At 65.9% G+C, this 20,117-nt stretch carries 14 protein-coding genes; 5 read left to right on the plus strand and 9 right to left on the minus strand.

What is annotated here, in order from left to right; translation table 11 throughout:
* Positions 1-81 precede the first annotated feature (81 nt).
* Positions 82-2,577: a penicillin-binding protein 1A gene (locus tag VIM12_RS02700; protein ID WP_331940067.1), complete on the minus strand. Its 2,496-nt coding sequence runs from the start codon at positions 2,575-2,577 to the stop codon at positions 82-84.
* Between VIM12_RS02700 and VIM12_RS02705 the strand changes: the two genes are divergently transcribed.
* From VIM12_RS02705 to VIM12_RS02720, 4 genes are read left to right on the plus strand one after another with little or no spacing between them, the layout of a single operon-like run.
* Positions 2,570-3,175 carry a hypothetical protein gene (locus VIM12_RS02705; protein WP_331940068.1) on the plus strand — a complete coding sequence of 202 codons (606 nt, stop codon included), beginning with the start codon at positions 2,570-2,572 and terminating at the stop codon, positions 3,173-3,175. The two genes, VIM12_RS02700 and VIM12_RS02705, sit on opposite strands and share 8 nt — an antisense overlap.
* Complete coding sequence (locus tag VIM12_RS02710) at positions 3,176-3,436, plus strand: DUF5985 family protein (protein WP_331940069.1); 261 nt, start codon at positions 3,176-3,178, stop codon at positions 3,434-3,436.
* Between the two features lie 7 nt (positions 3,437-3,443).
* On the plus strand, positions 3,444-3,701 hold the full coding sequence (locus VIM12_RS02715) for a DUF5985 family protein (protein WP_331940070.1): 258 nt from the start codon (positions 3,444-3,446) through the stop codon (positions 3,699-3,701).
* A gap of 48 nt (positions 3,702-3,749) precedes the next feature.
* Complete coding sequence (locus tag VIM12_RS02720; protein WP_331940071.1) at positions 3,750-4,178, plus strand: hypothetical protein; 429 nt, start codon at positions 3,750-3,752, stop codon at positions 4,176-4,178.
* A 43-nt stretch (positions 4,179-4,221) separates the two neighbouring features.
* On the opposite strand, the gene VIM12_RS02725 is transcribed toward VIM12_RS02720, so the two are convergent.
* Positions 4,222-4,608: a DUF2798 domain-containing protein gene (locus VIM12_RS02725; protein WP_331940072.1), complete on the minus strand. Its 387-nt coding sequence runs from the start codon at positions 4,606-4,608 to the stop codon at positions 4,222-4,224.
* A 7-nt stretch (positions 4,609-4,615) separates the two neighbouring features.
* Positions 4,616-4,933, minus strand: a complete 318-nt coding sequence (locus VIM12_RS02730) for a hypothetical protein (RefSeq protein WP_331940073.1) — start codon at positions 4,931-4,933, stop codon at positions 4,616-4,618.
* A 156-nt stretch (positions 4,934-5,089) separates the two neighbouring features.
* On the opposite strand from VIM12_RS02730, the gene VIM12_RS02735 reads away from it, so the two are divergent.
* Positions 5,090-6,079: a LysR family transcriptional regulator gene (locus VIM12_RS02735; RefSeq protein ID WP_331940074.1), complete on the plus strand. Its 990-nt coding sequence runs from the start codon at positions 5,090-5,092 to the stop codon at positions 6,077-6,079.
* Positions 6,080-6,106: 27 nt separating this feature from the next.
* Here VIM12_RS02735 and VIM12_RS02740 read toward each other — a convergent pair whose 3' ends face one another.
* The 6 genes from VIM12_RS02740 to VIM12_RS02765 form a co-directional block, all read right to left on the minus strand.
* On the minus strand, positions 6,107-11,863 hold the full coding sequence (locus tag VIM12_RS02740; RefSeq protein ID WP_331940075.1) for a HAMP domain-containing protein: 5,757 nt from the start codon (positions 11,861-11,863) through the stop codon (positions 6,107-6,109).
* Between the two features lie 140 nt (positions 11,864-12,003).
* Positions 12,004-13,839, minus strand: a complete 1,836-nt coding sequence (locus VIM12_RS02745) for a putative bifunctional diguanylate cyclase/phosphodiesterase (RefSeq protein ID WP_331940076.1) — start codon at positions 13,837-13,839, stop codon at positions 12,004-12,006.
* A gap of 373 nt (positions 13,840-14,212) precedes the next feature.
* A complete protein-coding gene (locus tag VIM12_RS02750; protein ID WP_331940077.1) occupies positions 14,213-16,483 on the minus strand; it encodes a PhoX family phosphatase in 2,271 nt (756 codons plus the stop codon).
* Between the two features lie 71 nt (positions 16,484-16,554).
* On the minus strand, positions 16,555-16,749 hold the full coding sequence (locus VIM12_RS02755; protein ID WP_331940078.1) for a hypothetical protein: 195 nt from the start codon (positions 16,747-16,749) through the stop codon (positions 16,555-16,557).
* 131 nt (positions 16,750-16,880) lie between these two features.
* Entirely contained in the window at positions 16,881-19,343 is a 2,463-nt protein-coding gene (locus VIM12_RS02760; RefSeq protein WP_331940079.1) for a sensor domain-containing protein, read from the minus strand.
* A 251-nt stretch (positions 19,344-19,594) separates the two neighbouring features.
* Positions 19,595-20,053 carry an Lrp/AsnC ligand binding domain-containing protein gene (locus VIM12_RS02765; RefSeq protein ID WP_331940080.1) on the minus strand — a complete coding sequence of 153 codons (459 nt, stop codon included), beginning with the start codon at positions 20,051-20,053 and terminating at the stop codon, positions 19,595-19,597.
* Positions 20,054-20,117: the final 64 nt, after the last annotated feature.

The raw sequence follows: 20,117 nt of genomic DNA on the forward strand, positions 1-20,117 counted from the left end.
GCGTTGCCATAGTGCGATCCGGCCGCGCCGCGGCCGGGCCGCCTGTCCTTTCCGCATCACCCCCGGGCGACCTCCGCCCCCTCAATTCCCCACTTCCCGGAACGGCACATCGTCGGACTGCCCGCTCGCCGATTGCCCGCTGGCGGCCGCGCCGCTGCTGGCATTTGCGCTTCCGTGTCCCGCTCCAGTCAGGAAATTGCCCAGTTCGTCGGCTGCCGCCGGAGCGCGCGGGCGCTCTGCCGTGCGGACCGGCGGCGCGACCGCCAGGGTGCTGCCGTCGCGCCGGGTCACGAGGCCGTAGCCGGGCGGGACGCCGGCCCCGCCGGCCGGGTCGACCCATGCCGGTTCCGGCGCCCGGACGATCAGCGGCGCGCGCCGCTTCGGTTGCGGGAAACGTGCCTTGGTGTCGATCATCTTCGACCTGAGGGTGTCGCGGAAGAAGTCGCCGACCAGCAGAATCGCGTTGTGGCCGCCCTGGCCCCAGTGGTCGCTGCGCATCGTCACCCTTGAATCGTTGAAACCGACCCAGGCGCCGGCGACCAGGTTCGGATGCATGAGGATGAACCAGCCGTCGGTATTGTTCTGCGTGGTGCCGGTCTTGCCAGCGATGTCGGCGGCGATGTTGAACCGGCTGCGCACTTCGGTGCCGGTGCCTTCGCGCACGACGCCCCGCAGCATGTCGATCAGCTCCACCGCGGTGTTCTCGGACATCGCGCGCTCCGGCGAGCTCGAGAACTCCGCGATGATGTTGCCGTCGCGGTCGGCGACGCGCTTGATCATGACCGGCTTGCGATACTCCCCGACCCGGGCGATGGTCGAATACGCCGACACCATCTCGAGCAGCGTCACGGGACTGGTGCCGAGCGACAGCGACGGTACCGGCGTCAGGCGGCTGTGCTGGATGCCGGAGGCACGCGCCAGGCTGATGACCTGCTGCAGGCCGACATCCTGCATCACCTGGGCGGTGATCGTATTCTTCGAGAAGATCAGGCCCTCGCGCATGCTCATCATGCGGTTGGAGAAGCCGCTCATGTCGGTCGGCCGCCAGATCGTGCCCTCGTCGGTGCGGATCTCCACCTGCCCGTCCGGATAGGCCCGGTCCGGCTGGAAGCCGAGTTCAAGCGCGGCGCCGTAGACCAGGGGCTTGAAGGTCGATCCCGGCTGGCGCTCGGCCTGGGCGACATGATCGAACTGGTCGCGGGCGAAGCTGCGGCTGCCGACCCAGGCCTTCACTTCGCCGCTGCGGGGGTCGATGGCGACGAAGCCCGCCTCGAGCCGGGTCTTGGCCTGGCGCAGCCGCTGCATGAACGCGCCGTCCGCCTTCAGCCGTGCCAGGATGCGCTCTTCCGGCTGGCCGGCGGCGGCGGCGCGCCGGAACTCCGGCGTCTCCCGCACGAAGGCATCGAGCAGGCCCGGACGCTCGCTCCAGAAGTGGCGGAACGGTTCCACCTTCTTGCGCAAGGCCGCGTACGCGGACGGCGTATGCGACGCGACACTGTCGCTGCGCTGCGCCCACTCCACGTCGGCGATGTTCTGCAGTACCTCGGTCTGGCGCTCGACCGCTTCCAGAGCCGCCTGCTGCAGGGCGTCGTCCAGTGTGCTGGTGATGACCAGGCCGTCGGTGAACAGGTTGTAGTCGTTCTCCTCCGCCCATTGCAGCAACTGGCGCCGCGCGTGCGACGCGAAGTGCGGCGCCATGTCGCCCAGCGGATCCGGCTGCCGGGTCAGCGTCACCTGCAGCGGCTGGTCGCGCAGCGCCTGCAGGCGATCGGCGTCCAGCATGCCGTGCTTGGCCATCTGGCCCAGCACGACATTGCGCCGCTTCTGGGCGCGTTCGGGGTTGAGGATGGGGTTGTAGTAGCTCGTGCCCTTGAGCATGCCGACCAAAGTCGCGCTCTCCAGGACGTCGAGCTCGGCGGCCGGCTTGTCGTAATAGGTGCGCGCGGCCATCTCGATGCCGACGACCTGATACAGGAAGGGCACCGAGTTGAGGTAGGTCTCGAGGATCTCTTCCTTGGTATAGGACTTCTCGATCTTCAGGGCGGTGATGATCTCGCGCAGCTTGCGATCGATGGTGCGCGACCGGCCGACCTCCTCGGGGAACAGGTTGCGCACCAGCTGCTGGGTGATCGTCGAGCCGCCCTGGGTGTCGCCGCGCAGCGTGTGGTAGACGGCCGAGACGGTACGCTGCACATCAATGCCCGGATGGTCGTAGAAGCGATGGTCCTCGGTGGCGATCAGCGCGTCGATGACATGCGGGGAAACCTTATCCAGCGTGACCTGCTCCTGCACGCCGCGGCTGAAGGTCGCGAGCCGGGTGCCGTCGGCGGACAGCAGGATGCTCGGACGGGCATTGCGGGCCGCAAGCAGGGCTTCGACGCCTGGCGTGGTGGGGATGATCCCGGAGACGTAATGGTAGGCCGCCGCCAGCATCGCGCCGAAGGCCAGCACGAACAGGCAGAGCGACGTCAGCAGGACGCGCTTCCATGGTCGTCGGCGAAGGGAAGTGCGGGCGGCGGGCGGTTCGTCTCCGGGAGGCTGCTGCGGTTCCTGCTGCGTTGGGATCCTGTTGTCCAAGGTCCTGCCCTTTCTCGTGGATAGGCTTTTTGACAAGAACCCCCGCCTTTGGTTTTGCGTACGCTATAGAAGGAGAACAAAGGCTGGCACAGGACGCGAACGGGAGCAGGTTGATGAAACGCAAAAGATCGGTGGTGGGCCGCGCACAAGCGTGCGTCCGGTCTGTAACATTTCATTTCCAGAAAGCATCAACAGCAAGACCACCATGGCGACCGGGTCCAGTATTCCGGACGATGTCCGACGTTTCATCCTGACCAGTATTCCGTCAGTGCCCTATCTCGAGGCACTGCTGCTGCTGCGCGCCGATCCCCGGCAGCAGTGGGACTGCGGACAACTGGCGCGCCGCCTTTACCTCAGCGAGAAGAACGCCGCGCAACTGCTGGCGGCGCTGCACGAGGCCCAGGTACTCGGCATGAGCGCGGACGCTGAGGCCAATTTCCATTACCATCCGGCGACTCCCGAGCTGGACGCGATGATCCAGCGGGTCGGCCAGGCATATTCGGGCCACCTGGTCGAAATTACCAATCTGATTCACTCGGCAACCGGCAAGAAGGCACAGCACTTTGCCGACGCATTCAAATGGCGAAAGGACACCTGAATGGCACCCGTCATCTACGCGATGTGTGCGCTGACTTCCCTGCTGTGCACCTGGCTGCTTCTGCGAAGCTATTTCGCCAACCGCTACCGCCTGCTCCTGTGGAGCGGCCTCTGCTTCGCGGGCCTGTCGGTCAACAACCTGCTCCTGGTTGTCGACCGCCTGATCCTGCCGACGTCGATCGACCTCTCGGAGTGGCGCCTGGTGGCAGGACTGGTGGCGCTCGTGCCCCTGCTGTACGGGCTGATCTGGGAAGAAGAGTGAGTCCGCGATGACCGACATGCTGATTGGCGCGATCGCCACCGCCTCGTGCGTCGCCGCCCTTTTCTTCCTGCGTTTCTGGCGCAGCAGCGGCGACCGCTTCTTCCTGTTCTTCGCGCTGTCGTTCTTCATCGACGCCGTCAACCGGGTGTTCCTTGCGGGGCGGGCGGTCGGCAACGACGACCAGCCCGAGTACTACCTTATCCGGCTGCTCAGCTATGCGCTGATCGTGTTCGCGATCCTCGACAAGAACCGGCCGCGCAAGTGACCGGGCGGCGTTTATCATGGATGCATTGCCGCCTCCGGGACATCCGCCATGCCGTCGACGCTCGGTTGTTACTTCCTCGATGAACCGCTGACCGAAGAAGAACTGGCCTTTGCGGTCCGTACGTTGATCGGCCCCTGGGCCCGCTTTCGCAGCGGCGCCTCCGGACTCGTGCAACGGCGTGTGCCGGGAGTGCTGCCGCTGCCCGACGCGGACGGCAGCTTTCGGGCGAGCCGGGAACGCCGGGCCGGCCAGGTACGGGCCAACCTCCGCCATGCGGGCATACGGCAGGATGGCGGACGCCAGGTGGTCTGGGTGATGCCGAAGGACACTGACTGGGATGCGATATTCCAGTACGCGATCCGTGAAGAGACCGGCTACGGCCCTTACGTTGCGCAGCGCTGGTATCTGGAGGATGGGGTGCTGATGCGCCGCGCGCTGCGGCTTGTGGATACCCAGATGCTGCTGGGCGGGCTCTGAGCCGGGAGGCAGGACGACGACCCGCGCGTCGCGGGCCGCGCCGTCAGCGCTGCGCCGGGAAGGCGGGTTGCAGGCCGCGCAGCACGGTCTTGCCGTGGCGCGCGGTGACACGCTGCGAGACGTCCGCGACGTCCCCGAGGCCGAGGCCGCCCGTGCGGGTAGCCGAGCCACGGCGCGGGAAAGCGAGCCAGGCGACCGGGAAGGCGATCGGCCAGGCGACCGCCCAGCTTTCCATCCAGGCCGAAACAAAGCCGGAATCCGCCATGCCCAGGCTCAGCAAGGTGACGGCGGTGATCAGCAACGCCAGCAGCCCGCTGGCGAACAGCGCCGGAAGCAGGGAGGCAAGGCTGCGGGAACTGCGCGCAAACCATGCACACTCAACGAGAATGCGGGGCAGGGGCTGCGGATACTGTCGGGCGGGCGTCATCATGGCGGCTTCACCCGCGTGCGGCGATCAGGCGCAGTTCGGCGGCGAGGCCGGGCTGGCTGGCATCGAGGTCGCGCGCCATGCTGTTGATCATCAGGATGCTCTGGAGGATGCGGCGCTGCGAGCGCTGCTCGAGGGAGCGCCGGGGGCGTATCACCAGCAGCGCGGCGCGCAGCAGCCCGACCAGCAGGGGCTTGAAGACAACCAGCACCGCGGCCAGCAGGCCAAGTCCGATCAACGGACGGACGGCGCCGACGGCGGCGCCCCCGAGAGCCTGCAGCGCGGGCAGCGCGGCTTCGGCGGGGAAGGCGATGGACAGGATGGACATGATGGACTCCGGGCTGAAATTAACGCGGCATTTCTTTTTTTGCTGCATTGCAGTATAAGTAGCGCTCAGATATAGCACCAATTTTCTTTCTGCATATCAGCTATACTTGCCGTGAATAACTAAAGCGGCATTCACTTCACCGAAACGGGGTTCGACATGAGCTTCCTCACCCTTGACCTGAACCTGCTGCGGGTATTCGATGCCGTCATGACGGAGCAGAACCTGACCCGGGCGGCGAGCCGCCTGGCGATGACCCAGCCCGCGGTTTCCAACGCCCTGCGCCGCCTGCGCGATTCACTCGGCGATGAACTCCTGATCCGAACCGCCCACGGCGTCAAGCCGACGCCGCGCGCCGAGAGCCTGTGGCCGTCGGTGCGGCGGGCGTTGTCGGATCTCGAAGAGGCGATCGCGCCGGAGCAGAATTTCGACATTGCCAGTGCCCAGACCACCTTCCGCATGGCCATGGCCGACGCCACTGCCGCCCTGTGGCTGCCGGCGCTGGTCCGTTCGATCGAGCGGGAAGCGCCGAAACTGACGGTGCGGATGGTGCCGCTGACGACGCGCGAGCCGCGCCCGATGCTGATCCGGGGTGATATCGACCTGGCGGTCGGCTTCTTTCCCGGGGTGGTGGCGCAGCTTGCAGGCGGGCAGGGCGTATCGGTCTCGCCGATCCGCCACGAGCAGTTGTACTCGGGCCGGTATGTCTGCGTGATGCGCAAGGGACATCCGCTGGCCAAGGACGAGCTGACGCTCGACAGCTACTGCAACGCGAACCACCTGCTGGTGAGCTTCTCCGGGCGTGCCCATGGCCTGGTGGACGAAGCACTGGCGCAGCTGGGGCGCGAACGCCGCATCCTGCTGACCGTGAACCAGTTCTTCACCGCCGGCAGGGTGGTCGCCACCTCGGACCTGATCACCGTGCTGCCGCACCACCTGGTGGCATCGACCGGCATCACCGGCGCCCTGGTGACCAAGGACCTGCCCTTCGCGCTGCCCCAGGTGCACATCGACATGCTCTGGCACGAGCGAGACACCCGCAACCCGGCCCACAAGTGGCTGCGCGGACACCTGAGCGGCACCACCAGCGGCGCGTTCTCGCGGCCCGCCCAGCAGCAGCAGCCGGCGGCCAACGGCACCACTGGCTGAAGCGATGCGCCGGCTGCTGCCGCGGCGTCAGGCCGGCTGCGAAACCACCGCCGGCAGGGCTTTGCCGGTGGCCAGCCAGACCTTCAGCAATGACAGCAGCTTGGTGATGTCGACCGGCTTGGTGATGTAGTCGGAGGCGCCCGCGGCGATGCACTTGTCGCGGTCGCCCTTCATCGCTTTTGCCGTCAGCGTGATGATCGGGAGCGACTGGAAGGCCGGCAGGCGCCGGATCGCACGCATGGTGTCGTAGCCGTCCATCTCCGGCATCATGATGTCCATCAGGACGATCTCGATGTCCGGGTTCGACTCCAGGACCTCGATGCCGTCCCGGCCGTTTTCCGCATACAGCACTTCCATCTGCTGGCGCTCGAGCGCCGAGCTGAGCGCGAAGATGTTGCGCAAGTCGTCATCCACCACCAGCACCTTGCGGCCGGCGAGCACCGTGTCGCCGTTGTGCGCCTCCTCGAGCATCTGCTGCTGCACTTCCGGCAGCGAGGCCTGCGGCCGTTGCAGGAAAAGTGCCGTCTCGGCCAGCAGGCGGGAGGGCGAACGGGCATCCTTGACAACGATGGTCCTCGCCGCACGCTGGACGCGCTCGCGCAGCTCGCCGCGCAGGTCCTGGGCGGTGTGGATCACGACCGGCATCTGCCGCAGCTGCTCGTCTTCGCCGAGGGATTCGAGCAGGCTGATGCCGTCGAGGTCGGGCAGTGCGAGGTCGAGCACCATGCAGTCGCAGCGCATCCGCTTCAGCACGTCCATCGCTTCGCTTGCGCTGCCTGCCGCCTCCACCGTCACGTCGTCTCCCGCCAGCAGGTCGATGATGGCGCCGCGCTGCACCGGGTCATCCTCCACCACCAGGAGCCTGGGTTTGCCGCTGGCGACGAACTGGTGGATGCGGTCGAATTCCTCCTGCAGCCGTGCCGCGCCGAACGGCTTCTCGATGTACGAGACGGCGCCATGCAGCAGCGCGCAATCCCGGCCAAGATGGCGCGACAGCACATGCACCGGAATATGCCGGGTGGCCGGGTCGCGCTTGAGGCGGTCGAGCACATCGAGGCCGCCGCCCTCCGGGCGGTCGACGTCGAGCAGGATCGCGCTGGGCTGATAGTCGCGCGTGAGCGGCAGGACGGCATCGGCCTGCACCACGATGCCCTTGAAATTGCTTTCCCGCGCGTGCTCGAGCAGCGACATGGCCGCCGCCTCGTCGTCTTCCACGATGAGGACGGCCGGATCGCCGGGCGCAACCAGCGCGCGGTCGTCGAAGGCCGTCTCCTCCGGCATGGCCGCCGGCGTCGGCGCGGGCCCCGCCAGTGCGGTCTCGCTGTCCCGGGGCGCCGCGCCGGTCGCATGCACGACTGCCGCCTCGACCGGGGCCGGGGCATAGCGCCGGCGCTGCGGGTCGCGGTGCGGCGTCCCGTCGCCGCTGTAGGGGAGGTAGAGGGTGAAGGTGCTGCCGGCACCCAGTTCGCTCTGCACACGGATCTCGCCGCCGAGCAGGCGGGCGAGCTCGCGGCTGATCGACAGGCCGAGGCCGGTGCCGCCGTACTTGCGGGCGGTGCTGCCGTCGGCCTGCTGGAAGGCTTCGAAGATCAGCTGCAGTTTGTCGGCCGGAATGCCGACACCGGTGTCGCTCACCGAGAAGCCGAAGACGGCATCGGCTTGCGCCAGGCTGGGATTGTCGGCCGACCAGCCGCCGTCGGCCAGCCCGATGCGCAGCGCGACCCGTCCGCGCGCCGTGAACTTGAAGGCATTCGACAGGAGGTTCTTCAGGATCTGCTGCAGCCGGGTGGTGTCGGTCGTCATCGCCGACGGCAGGGCCTCGTCGAGCTCCACCGAGAACGCGATGTGCTTTGCGTCCGCCATATGGCGGAAGGTGCGCTCGACATAGCCGCGCAGCAGCGAGAAGCGGTATTCGCTGAGTTCCAGCGTCACCGTGCCCGACTCGATCTTCGACAGGTCGAGGATGTCGTTGATGAGGGTGAGCAGGTCGCTGCCTGAACCGTAGATGGTCCTGGCAAACTCAACCTGGCGCTCGCTCAGGTTGCCCTCCGGGTTGTCGGACAGCTGTTGCGCCAGGATCAGCAGGCTGTTGAGCGGCGTGCGCAGCTCATGCGACATGTTGGCCAGGAATTCCGACTTGTACTTGGACGACAGCGCAAGCTGGGTCGCCTTCTCCTCCAGCGCCAGCTTCGCCTGCTCCACTTCGCGGTTCTTGCGCTCGACCTCGATGTTCTGGTCGGACAGCAGGCGCGCCTTCTCGGCCAGCTCCAGGTTGGTCTGCTGCAGTTCCTGGGCGAGGGACTGCGACTGGATCAGCAGCGATTCGGTACGGCTGTTGGCCTCGATGGTGTTGAGCACCACGCCGATCGATTCCATCAGCTGGTCGAGGAAGGAGAGATGGGTCTCGGTGAAGCGGTCGAGCGAGGCAAGCTCGATCACCGCCTTCACCTGCTGCTCGAACAGGATCGGCAGCACGACGATATTGGTCGGCGGTGCGGCGCCGAGCCCGGAAGAGACCTGGATGTAGTCGCGCGGCACATCGGTCAGCCAGATGCGCTGCTTCTCCAGCACGCACTGGCCGACCAGGCCGTCACCGGGACCGAACGACGTCGGCAGGCCGCTGCCGGGACGGTAGCCGTAGCTGGACACCAGCTGCAGGCGGCCGTCGTCGGCGGGGGAGTCCATCATGTAGAAGACGCCATGATGGGCGGACACCAGCGGCGCCAGCTCCGACAGGATCATCCGCGAGACCGCGGTCAGGTCGCGCTGGCCCTGCAGCAGCCGGGTGAAGCGCGCGAGATTGGTTTTCAGCCAGTCCTGCTGCGCGTTCTTCTGCGTGGTCTCCTTCAGGTTGCGGATCATCTCGTTGATGTTGTCCTTGAGAATCGCCACCTCGCCGCGCGCCTCCACCTGGATGGCGCGGGAGAGATCGCCGCGGGTCACCGCCGTCGCCACCTCCGCAATCGCGCGCACCTGTGTGGTCAGATTTGCCGCGAGCTGGTTGACGTTCTCGGTCAGGTCCTTCCAGGTGCCGGCCGCGCCCGGCACCGAGGCCTGGCCGCCGAGCTTGCCTTCCACGCCCACCTCGCGCGCCACGGTGGTGGCCTGGTCGGCGAACACTTCGAGCGTGTCGGTCATCTCGTTGATGGTGTTGGCCAGCTCGGCCATCTCGCCGCGCGCCGCCACAGTCAGCTTCTTCTTCAGGTCGCCGTTCGCCACGGCGCTCACGACGCCGGCGATGCCGCGCACCTGCGCAGTCAGGTTCGCCGCCATGAAGTTGACGCTGTCCGTCAGGTCGCGCCAGGTGCCGGCGGCACCGGGCACCTGCGCCTGGCCGCCGAGCTTGCCCTCGGTGCCCACTTCGCGCGCCACCCGCGTCACTTCCGACGCAAATGCGCCGAGCTGGTCCACCATCACGTTGATGGTGTCCTTCAGCTCGAGGATCTCGCCCTTCACGTCCACGGTGATCTTCTTGGACAGGTCGCCGCGTGCGACGGCGGTGGTCACGGTGGCGATATTGCGGACCTGCGCGGTCAGGTTGGACGCCATGAAGTTGACGTTGTCGGTCAGGTCCTTCCAGGTGCCGGAAGCGCCGGGCACGTTCGCCTGGCCGCCGAGGCGGCCTTCGGTGCCGACCTCCCGTGCCACCCGCGTCACCTCCGACGCGAACGAACGCAACTGGTCCACCATCACGTTGATCGTGTTCTTCAGCTCCAGGATCTCGCCCTTGACGTCCACGGTGATCTTCTTGGACAAGTCGCCGTTGGCCACCGCCGTCGTCACGTCCGCAATGTTACGGACCTGCGAGGTCAGGTTGCCCGCCATCGAGTTCACCGAGTCGGTCAGATCCTTCCAGGTGCCGGCCACACCCGACACGTTGGCCTGACCGCCGAGCTTGCCCTCGGTTCCCACCTCCCGTGCCACCCGCGTCACTTCCGAGGCGAACGACGACAGCTGGTCCACCATCACGTTGATGGTGTCCTTCAATTCCAGGATCTCGCCCTTCACGTCCACGGTGATTTTCTTCGACAGGTCGCCCCGCGCCACCGCCGTCGTCACTTCCGCGATGTTGCGCATCTGGCCGGTGAGGTTGGATGCCATGAAGTTCACGTTGTCGGTCAAATCCTTCCAGGTGCCGCCCACGCCATTGACATGGGCCTGGCCGCCGAGCTTGCCCTCGGTGCCCACCTCGCGCGCCACCCGCGTCACTTCCGACGCAAACGAGTTCAGCTGGTCCACCATCACGTTGATGGTGTTCTTCAGCTCCAGGATCTCGCCCTTCACGTCCACGGTGATCTTCTTCGACAGGTCGCCGTTCGCCACCGCCGTGGTTACCTCCGCGATGTTGCGGACCTGGCCGGTCAGGTTGCCCGCCATCGAGTTGACCGAGTCGGTCAAATCCTTCCAGGTACCGGCGACGCCCGGCACATTGGCCTGGCCGCCGAGCTTGCCCTCGGTGCCCACCTCGCGCGCCACGCGCGTCACTTCCGATGCAAACGACGACAGCTGGTCGACCATCACGTTGATGGTGTCCTTCAGTTCCAGGATCTCGCCCTTCACGTCGACCGTGATTTTTTTCGACAGGTCGCCGCGCGCGACGGCGGTCGTGACGTCGGCGATGTTGCGTACCTGGCCGGTGAGGTTCGACGCCATGAAGTTAACGTTGTCGGTCAGGTCCTTCCAGGTGCCGCCCACGCCCGGCACGTGCGCCTGGCCGCCGAGCTTGCCTTCGGTGCCCACCTCGCGCGCCACCCGCGTCACTTCCGATGCGAACGACGACAGCTGGTCCACCATGGTGTTGATGGTGTCCTTCAGTTCCAGGATCTCGCCCTTCACGTCGACCGTGATCTTCTTGGACAGGTCGCCGCGCGCCACCGCCGTCGTCACTTCCGCGATGTTGCGGACCTGGCCGGTCAGGTTGGACGCCATAAAGTTCACGTTGTCGGTCAAATCCTTCCAGGTGCCGCCGACACCGGGCACGTTCGCCTGGCCGCCAAGGCGGCCTTCGGTGCCCACCTCGCGCGCGACCCGCGTCACTTCCGACGCGAACGAACGCAACTGGTCCACCATCGTATTGATCGTGTCCTTGAGCTGCAGGATCTCGCCGCGCACATCCACCGTGATCTTCTTCGACAGGTCGCCGTTTGCCACCGCGGTAGTCACCTCGGCGATGTTGCGCACCTGCGACGTCAGGTTGCCCGCCATCGAGTTGACCGAGTCGGTCAGGTCCTTCCAGGTGCCGGCGACGCCCGGTACGTTGGCCTGGCCGCCGAGCTTGCCCTCGGTTCCCACCTCGCGCGCCACCCGCGTCACTTCCGACGCAAACGACGACAGCTGCGCAACCATGGTGTTGGCGGTCGACGCGGCGCGCAGGAAATGCCCCTTCAGCGGCCGCCCGTCGACGTCGAGCGACATCGTCTGCGACAGGTCGCCCTTGGCCACCGCGCCGATGACCCGGGCCATCTCCGTGGTCGGGTGCACCAGGTCATCGATCAGGGTATTGACGGAGCGGACCATCGCGCCCCATCCGCCGGCCACGTTCGATACGCCGGCGCGCTGGTTCAGCCGGCCCTCGCGGCCGACGACGCGGCTGACATCGGTGATGCCTTCCGCGATCTCCTGGTTGGTGTCGATGATGTCGTTCAGGGTGTCGGCCACCTTGCCTGCGATGCCGGTCCAGTCGGCCGGCATGCGCACGCTGAAATCGCCCCGCTTGAGCGCCTTCAGCGTGGCGAGCAATACCTTGATGTCGAGGTCGTCGGATGCCTCAGTGTTCATGTCCATGATGTGCGGTGCCTTCGGGGTTCTGGTGCCGCCGCGGCTTGCGTCTCCGCACCGTTTTTCGGTACCGGTGCATGCTTTGCATGCCGGTTCTACCCGATGTGGATCGGTGGGGCGCGGACGCCGCGGCTGGGGAGTAGCGCTTATGCGTGGGTGGCCTGCAGATACTGGCCGGCCAGCAGGTGGGCCGGCATCGGCTTGCTGTAGAAATAGCCCTGGTGCTCGTCGCAGCCGAGGTCGCGCAGGATATCGAGCTGTTCACGGGTCTCGACGCCTTCGGCGACCACCCGCAGCGCAAGGGCACGGGCCATGTTGACGATCGCTTCGACGATCGCGTTGTCGCCGAGGTCCTTGCCGAGGTCGCGCACGAAGGACTGATCGATCTTGAGGATGTCGATGGGCAGGGCCTTGAGCACCGACAGCGACGAATAGCCGGTGCCGAAATCGTCGATCGCGATCGTGATGCCGCTTTCGCTGATCTCGCGCAGCACCGAGGTCGCCTTTTCGACATCCTCGATCAGCAGCGATTCGGTGATCTCCAGCTGCAGGCTGGAAGGCGGCACCTGGTGCTGCCGCAGCGAGCGCTCGATGACGTCGGGCAGGCCGGCGTAGATCTGTGGAATCGCGATGTTGACTGCAATCGGCAGGTTGGGAAAGATGCCGTCGCGGTCCTGCCATCGCCGCGCCTGGGCACAGGCCGCGCCGATCACCCATTCACCGATCGGCACCACCTGCCCGGTATCGGTGGCTGCATCCATGAACTGGCCTCCGCTCAGCAGGCCGAGCCGCGGATGGTGCCAGCGCAGCAGGGCTTCGACACCCGCGATGCGTCCGGTGTTGGCCTCGACCTTGGGCTGGTAGTACAGCTCGAACTCGTTGTTCTCCAGCGCGTGCTGCAATTCATGCTCGATCTGGCAGCGTTCGACCATGCGGGCGTTGAGCTCCTCCCGGAAAAACTGGACGGTGCCGGTGCGTTCCTTCTTGGCGTGGTACATCGCCAGGTCGGCGCTGCGCATCAGTTCATTGACCGTGGTGCCGTCCTGGGGGAACAGGCTGATGCCGACGCTGACCGAGGTGCGGATGCTCTGCGAGGCGATGCTGAACGGCGTTTCGTGCGCGCGGATGATCTTGCGGCCGACCTCGGCTGCCGCGTTATAGCTGGGCAGGCCTTCCATGAGCACCACGAATTCGTCGCCGCCCAGGCGCGCCACGACATCGGCGCTGCGCACGGAGCCGGTAATCCGGCTCGCGACCTGGAGCAGCAGCTCGTCGCCGCCATCGTGGCCGAGCGTGTCGTTGATGCTCTTGAACTTGTCCATGTCCAGGAACAGCAGGCCAAGGCGCTCGCCGTTGCGCGAGGCGCGGGCGACCGCATGCTCCAGGTGCTCGGTCAGGGAGCGTCGGTTGAGCAGCCCGGTCAGCGGGTCCTTGGTCGCGAGGGCGTTCGCCCGCTCCTCGGCCTGGCGGCGTTCGACGATCTCGATTTCGAGCGCCGCGTTGATGCGCTTCAGGTCTTCCATCTGCTGTACCTGCATGTTGCGGTTGAGGGCCGCCAGCTCTTCCTTTTGCGCCTGCAGCTGCATGTTCTTCTTTTCGAGCTCGATGAAGACGGCGATCTTGCTGTACAGGATCTGGGGGATGACCGGACTGATCAGGTAGTCGGCGGCGCCCTGCTGGTAGCCCTTGAGCCGGTTCATCTCGTCGGCATAGTGGGCGGTGACGAAAATGATCGGGGTGGCGGCGGAGCGCGGATGGGAGTGAATGGTTTCTGCGGTCTCGAAGCCGTCCATGCCGGGCATGCTCACGTCGAGCAGGATGACCGCGAAATGGTGGGTGAGCACTTCCCGCAGGGCGGCGGCGCCGGAATCGGCGGTGACCACGTCGTAGGATCCGGCGTCGGGACCGTTGACGAGCAGGGTCTGCAGCGCCAGAAGGCTTGCGGGATGATCGTTGACGAGTAGGACTTTTGGCTTCAGCACGTAATAGCCTCTCCTGCAATGCACACGGTGCGCTAGTAAAACAGCAGCTTCGCTGCCGAGCCTGGTGATGTGACCGGCCGATGCAACAGGGGCACGGCGGAAGAGGGGATCGCGGGAATGGATGCTGGAAGCGAATGCGCGAGCATTTATCCCGCGCAAGATTCCTCAGCCCCAACTTTCTTATGCGTCACAGCCTGCTTAGAAGGACGGACGAAAGTAACGTTCCCGTAGAAAATAAAAAAGCCGGCTTTTAAGCCGACTTTCACTACTTTTAGGCAAAGATATTGCTTTATAGAATTGAGCAGCCGCAATAGTTTTGCACTGGAAACCTGCGCGCCGTCGCGCGCTGGTCCTAGCCTCGGAGTGCAGACAGTCAGCTAAGTTCGCCGCCGATCAGGCCGCCGTCATCGCGGGTGATGACGATGGTGGCCGAACGCGGCCGCGCATTGCCGCCATCCGGCCAGTGGCTGCCGAAGCTCGCGGGGGACGCGAAATTGGGCGTGCTGTCTTCGCCGGGGTGCTGGATATTGACGAACAGCGTGCGGCCATCGGGCGTCTCGGCGATGCCGGTGATCTCGCACTCCTTCGGACCGACCAGGAAACGGCGCAGGTTGGTCTCGCCGGGCGCCGCGCCGACGTGCGTGACGACGTTCTTGGTCGTCGCGCCATCGACGTTGACGATGGTCTTGCTGCCGCCGTCGCCGACCCTGCCCGCCACCGCCGCCAGCATCATGCAGTTGGTGACGTCGGTATAGGCGCCGTCATCGGTCTGGATCCACAGCACGCCGGTGCCTTTCGAGAACCAGAGGCCGTCGGGACTGGAGAAGTCGTTGGCGGCGGTCAGGTTGGAGACGTTGACGCTGGCCTTGTCCGCGGTGCTGCGCGCGCCGAACAGGAAGATGTCCCACTTGAAGCCGGCGGCGGAGACGTCGCCGTTGTTCTCCGCCCAGCGGATCACATGGCCGTTGGGATTGCCTTTCTGCGCCGTGGCGGCCGCACCCTTGGGATCGTTGTAGAAACGCGGGTTGGCGGCGTCGGTCGAGGCCAATGTGCGCGCGGTTGCATTGCTGTTGGTGAGCGTCATGTAGACCTCGCCGTTGGCGGGGTTCACGGCGCCCCATTCCGGGCGGTCCATCTTGGTGCCGCCGGCCGCGTCGGCAGCGTGACGGGTATTGATCAGCACGTCGGCCTGGTCGCTGAACGGGTAGGGCGCGTAGCCGGCAGTGATGTTGTTGCTGCCGAACTTCAGCTCGATCCAGTCGCCGCTGCCGTCCGCGTTGAAGCGCGCCACGTACAGCTTGCCGTCGTCCAGGTATTTGTCGCCCGCGGCCATGCCCTTGCCGATGTCGGCCGGGTCCCAGGCGGCATTGGAGACGTACTTGTAGATGTATTCGTTGCGCGAATCGCAGCCCATGTACCAGACCAGCGGCTTGCCGGGCACCACCGGCCCCGGCCAGGCGCCCTCGTGGCCGAAGCGGCCGAGCGCGGTGCGCTTCTTGGGCATCGAGGCGGCGCTGAAGGGGTCGATCTCCACCACCCAGCCGTAGGTATTGGGGACATTGCGGAAATCGTCGCTGCCATCGGCGGAAACGCCGGTCACCTCGGCGTTCCAGCGCTGGAAGCTGGTTTCGCCCGGATTGTCCGCGAGCGTCGCCCACAGCTCGCGGCCGACGCCGGCGACGCCGTAGCGGGCGAATGAGGCGAGTTCCTTCGCGGTGCGCTTGGCATTGTCGTTGGCGGCCAGGCGGCGGAAGTAGCTCGCCCAGTTTTCCTCGCAGGTCAGGTAGGTGCCCCACGGCGTATAGCCGTTGGCGCAGTTGTTGATGGTGCCGCGTGTCTTCGCGCCGTCGGTCGAAAATGCCGTCACCATGTAGGCGGTCTTGCCGGCCGGTCCCGACAATGCCATCTCGGTGAATGTCGTGATGCGGCGGTTGAAGGAGGATCCCTTGTCGTAGCTGACGCTGTTGCCGGTCTTGCTTACCTCGATCACGCTGACGCCGTGGGCGTTCATCTCCTTGATCGCTTCGTCCGCGACCGTGCGGTTGTAGCCGGTTTCGGGTATCGACGACGGATACTTCTTGATCGTCGTACCGTTGATGGTCACGCCGTCCGGATGCAGGTATACCGGCGTGATCGCTTCATGGTTCATCACCAGCAGGCCGCGATTGCTGGAGGCGGGATCGTACTTGCCGCCGCTGCCGAGGCCGAAGTAATGCATGCCGTCGTGATGATCGCCGGCGCGCAACGCGAAGGACGCGGCGCTGTCGCTGCCGTCGTTGGCATAGGCGGGAACCGCGTTGCTGATCGGATCGCCGAGCCGGTACAGTACCGACGCGGTGTAACCGGCAGGCACGACCACGGCATCGGCCAAGCTCTTCGCCACCGCGTTGAAGTTCAGCTTCAGGGACTTGGGCGTTTGCGTGGCGGCCTCGGGGGCAGCGGCGACGGCGTCGCCGGAGCTGCCGCCGCAGGCGGCGAGCGAGCCGCCGAAGAAGACCGTGGTCGCCGCGCCGAAGCTGCCCTTGAGGATGGAACGGCGGCTCAGCCTGGCGTTCAGCACGCTTTCAAAAGTCGGATTGTCCGAGGTATTGGTACCGATGTCTTCGGCCTCTGCCGGCAGTGCGCCGCGGATCTTGTCGTTCATGGGTGCTGGATTCCTGTTGTCGAAGTGATGGCGCGGCTTGGGCCGCCGCGCCGCTGTCCGGCGAAAACCGGTCAATGCCTGTGGAGCGGCTTCTGCTTGCCGTCGCGCCCCGCCATGTACTCGTTGCGGACACGGACCACGCGCACCTCGCCTTCGCCCTGCACGTGCACGATGGCTTCGCCATTGGTGCGCAGGATGTTGGCCAGGCGGAGATGGCCATGCAGCAGCCGGTAGCCGTCTCCATCCTTGATGATCACGATGTCCATGCCATGCCGTTCCAGGTGGGTGCGAGCCCGGCGCCGGTGCGCAGAGGCTCCACGACCGGCATCGTAGGAAAGTTTTGTGACGCAGGGATGTACGGCGTATGACCGATTGATGACAGCGGCGGCCCTGCCGCTCAGTGCAGCACCTGCTCGGGGGTATAGGTGTCGCGGTACCAGTGCTCGAACGCCTCCGCCGACAACGGCCGGCTGAGGAAATAGCCTTGCGCCTGGTCGCATCCCTGGTCGCGCAGGTAGTCGAACACCTCCTCCGATTCGATGCCTTCACCGACCACTTCCAGGTGCAGGGATCGGCCGAGCGCCAGCACCGTGTCGGTAATGGTCTGGCTCTTCGCATCGTGGCCGATGCCGTTGACGAAGGACTGGTCGATCTTCAGCTTGTCGATCGGCAGGGTGCTCAGCAGGCCGATGCTGGAGTACCCGATCCCGAAATCGTCCAGCGCGACGCGGATGCCAAACGAACGGAGCTCCTGCAGCGAGGCGATGGTGTCGGGAACGTCCTCGAGCACCGTGCTTTCCTTGAGCTCGATCTGCAGGCAGGATGGGTCCATGCCGCTGCGGCGCACGCTCTCGGCAAGCTGCGCGACGAACGAGCGCTGGCGGAACTGCTGGGGCGCGACGTTGATCGCGATGCTCATGCTCGGCAAGCCCGCCTCGCGCCATGCCTGGTGCTGCCGGCAGGCCTCGCGCGCCACCCACTCACCGAGCCGCGTGACGAGGCCGGCGGCTTCCGCCACCGGCATGAACTCATCGGGCAGCAAGGGCTCGTGCCCCGGCAGCGGCAGGCGCAGCAGGGCTTCGACACCGGCCGGACTGCCGCTTTCCAGGTCCAGCACAGGCTGGTAGTGCAGCATGAGGTCGTCGTTGTCCAGCGCCTCGCGCAGCCGGCGTTCGATCAGCTGCACCCGTTCGCTGCCGTCGTCCTCCGCCGGCGCATAGAAGTGATAGCGCCCGGGTCCGGTTTTCTTGGCCTCGTACATGGCGGCGTCGGCGCACTTGATCAGCGCGTCCAGCGTGTCGCCGTGCGCTGGATAAAGGCTGATGCCGACCGACGGCGACAGCTGCAGCTGCAGGTCGCCGATGTAGTAGGGTTCGCTGATGCGGCGGATGATGTTGCGCGCGACCGTCGCGGGACCGTAGGTGTCGTCCGGATGCGGCAGCGCCACCACGAATTCATCCCCGCCCAGGCGGCCGACAATGTCCTCCTGCCTGGTGCAGTCGAGCAGCCGCTTCGCCACCTGCCGCAGGACCACGTCGCCGACGTCGTGGCCGTGGGTATCGTTGATCGGTTTGAAGCGGTCGAGGTCGATGAACAGCAGGGCGCCGCTGCTGCGGGTGCGCTGGGCGATGGCGAGCAGGTGCGTGCAGTACTCGAACAACAGCGCGCGGTTGGGCAGGCCGGTCAGCGCATCGCGCTGCGAGGCGTCGCGTATCCGTTGTTCGGCCAGCTTGGTCTCCGTGATGTCCATCGTGATGCCGATGAAGCGCACCAGCGTGCCGGCGGGATCGGCAATGCTCTTGCCGTAGACGCGGAACCAGCGCAGCCGGCCGTCGGCGCCGGCCGCGCGGAATTGCAGGTCGAGCCGCCCGCCGCTGCCCTGCGCCGCTTCCAGCGTCATTGCCTGCACCCGCTGGCGATCGTCCGGATCGACCAGCTCGAGGAAGCGCTCGAACGTGAGCCTGGCATCCGGCGGCAGGCCGAACAGGCGCTTGCCGGATTCGCTCCAGACCAGCTTGCCGCTTTGCGGGTAGTAGTCCCACAGGCCGAGGTTTGCCGCCTCGGTCGCCAGACGCAAGGTTTCCCGGCTCTTGCGAAGGACCTCGCTGGCGCGCCGGATGTCGTCGATGTCGGTCGAGGTCCCGTACCAAGCGCTCACGTTGCCGGCCTCGTCGCGCAAGGGCACGGCATGGCTCAGGAACCAGCGGTAGATGCCGTCGCGGCGGCGGGCCCGGTGTTCGATGCGGTACTCGGTGCCGGTGCGCAACGCCTCTTCCAGCGCCTCGCGGTTGCCTTGCGCGTCGTCGGGATGGATGGGGGAGATCGGGTCGTCGCCGGCGCCGAGTTCGCCGAAGTACTCCCTGAAGCGCGCATTGACGAACATGATCGACCCGTCGGGCGCCAGCATCCAGACCATCTGCGGCATCGCATCCGTCAGCACCCGGAAGCGGCGCTCGTTCGCCAGCCGGGCCTGCTCCGCCTCGGCGCGTTTCGAGATGTCGCGCACGAACAGCACATGGCCGATCGCCTGGCCGTCCTGCGCCACCGGCGTGAGGGAACAGGATACGGTGATGAAGCCGCCATCCTTGCGCACGAACTGCTGCACCACGTCTTCCACGGCGACGCCGGAGGCGTACGACTGCACGAGCACGCACTCTTCCGCGCTGAAATGCGTGCCGTCCGGGTGGGAGTGATGCAACATGCCGTGCACCGCCTGTCCGATGAATTCATCCACCCGGTAGCCGAACACCTTTTCCGCCGCGCGATTGGCAAAACGGATCAGGCCGTGCGTATCCGTCACAAAGATGGGATCGAGCGCGTTCTCGGCAATGATCTTGTAGGTATTGATGTTGTTCTGCACCAGGACTCCTTGCGCCGCCTCAGCCCGGCGCAATAGGAAATGGCCTTGCAACTGAGCAAGACAGCGACCGGCCCGATGGCCGGCCTCGACGCATTTTTCGACTGCATCACCGCGCCTTGGTTCTTACGGGAAGGAATTGCCGGCTTGATTCAGGTCGCAGGGAGGCGTTGGTGGAATGGGTGTGTTTCCGGGCGGCAGATGCCAGAGGGGGAATCGGCGGAGAGGCGTCGGGCGGGCTGAAGCAGGCGACGTCAGCGGATCGGCAGCCGGGTGGTGTTCTTGACTTCTTCCATCACCGCGTAGGTATGGGTTTCGCGCACACCTTTCAGTTGCAGCAGCGACTTGCCGAGAAATTCACGGTAGGCGTTCATGTCCTTCACCCGTGCCTTGACCAGGTAGTCGAAACCGCCGGCGACCATGTGGCATTCCTGCACTTCCGGGATGACCTGCACGCTGCGCTTGAAGGCCTCGAACACTTCCGGCGTGGTGCGGTCGAGCACCACCTCGATGAAGACCAGCAGCGAGACGTCGAGCAGCTGGGGATTGAGGGTGGCGCTGTAGCCGAGGATGTATCCGGCCTCCTGCAGCTTGCGCACGCGTTCCAGGCAGGCGGCCGGCGACAGGTTGACGCGCGAGGCCAGCTCGACGTTGCTGATGCGCCCGTCGTTCTGCAGTTCGGAGAGGATTTTCTTGCTGATTTTGTCGAGCATGCAGCACCGCCGAGAATTTTGTTCGGTGGGATTCTCCCACAAAATAGAAAATTCTGATAGCGAA

This window comes from Noviherbaspirillum sp., from assembly GCF_036563305.1.
GTDB lineage: Bacteria > Pseudomonadota > Gammaproteobacteria > Burkholderiales > Burkholderiaceae_D > Noviherbaspirillum.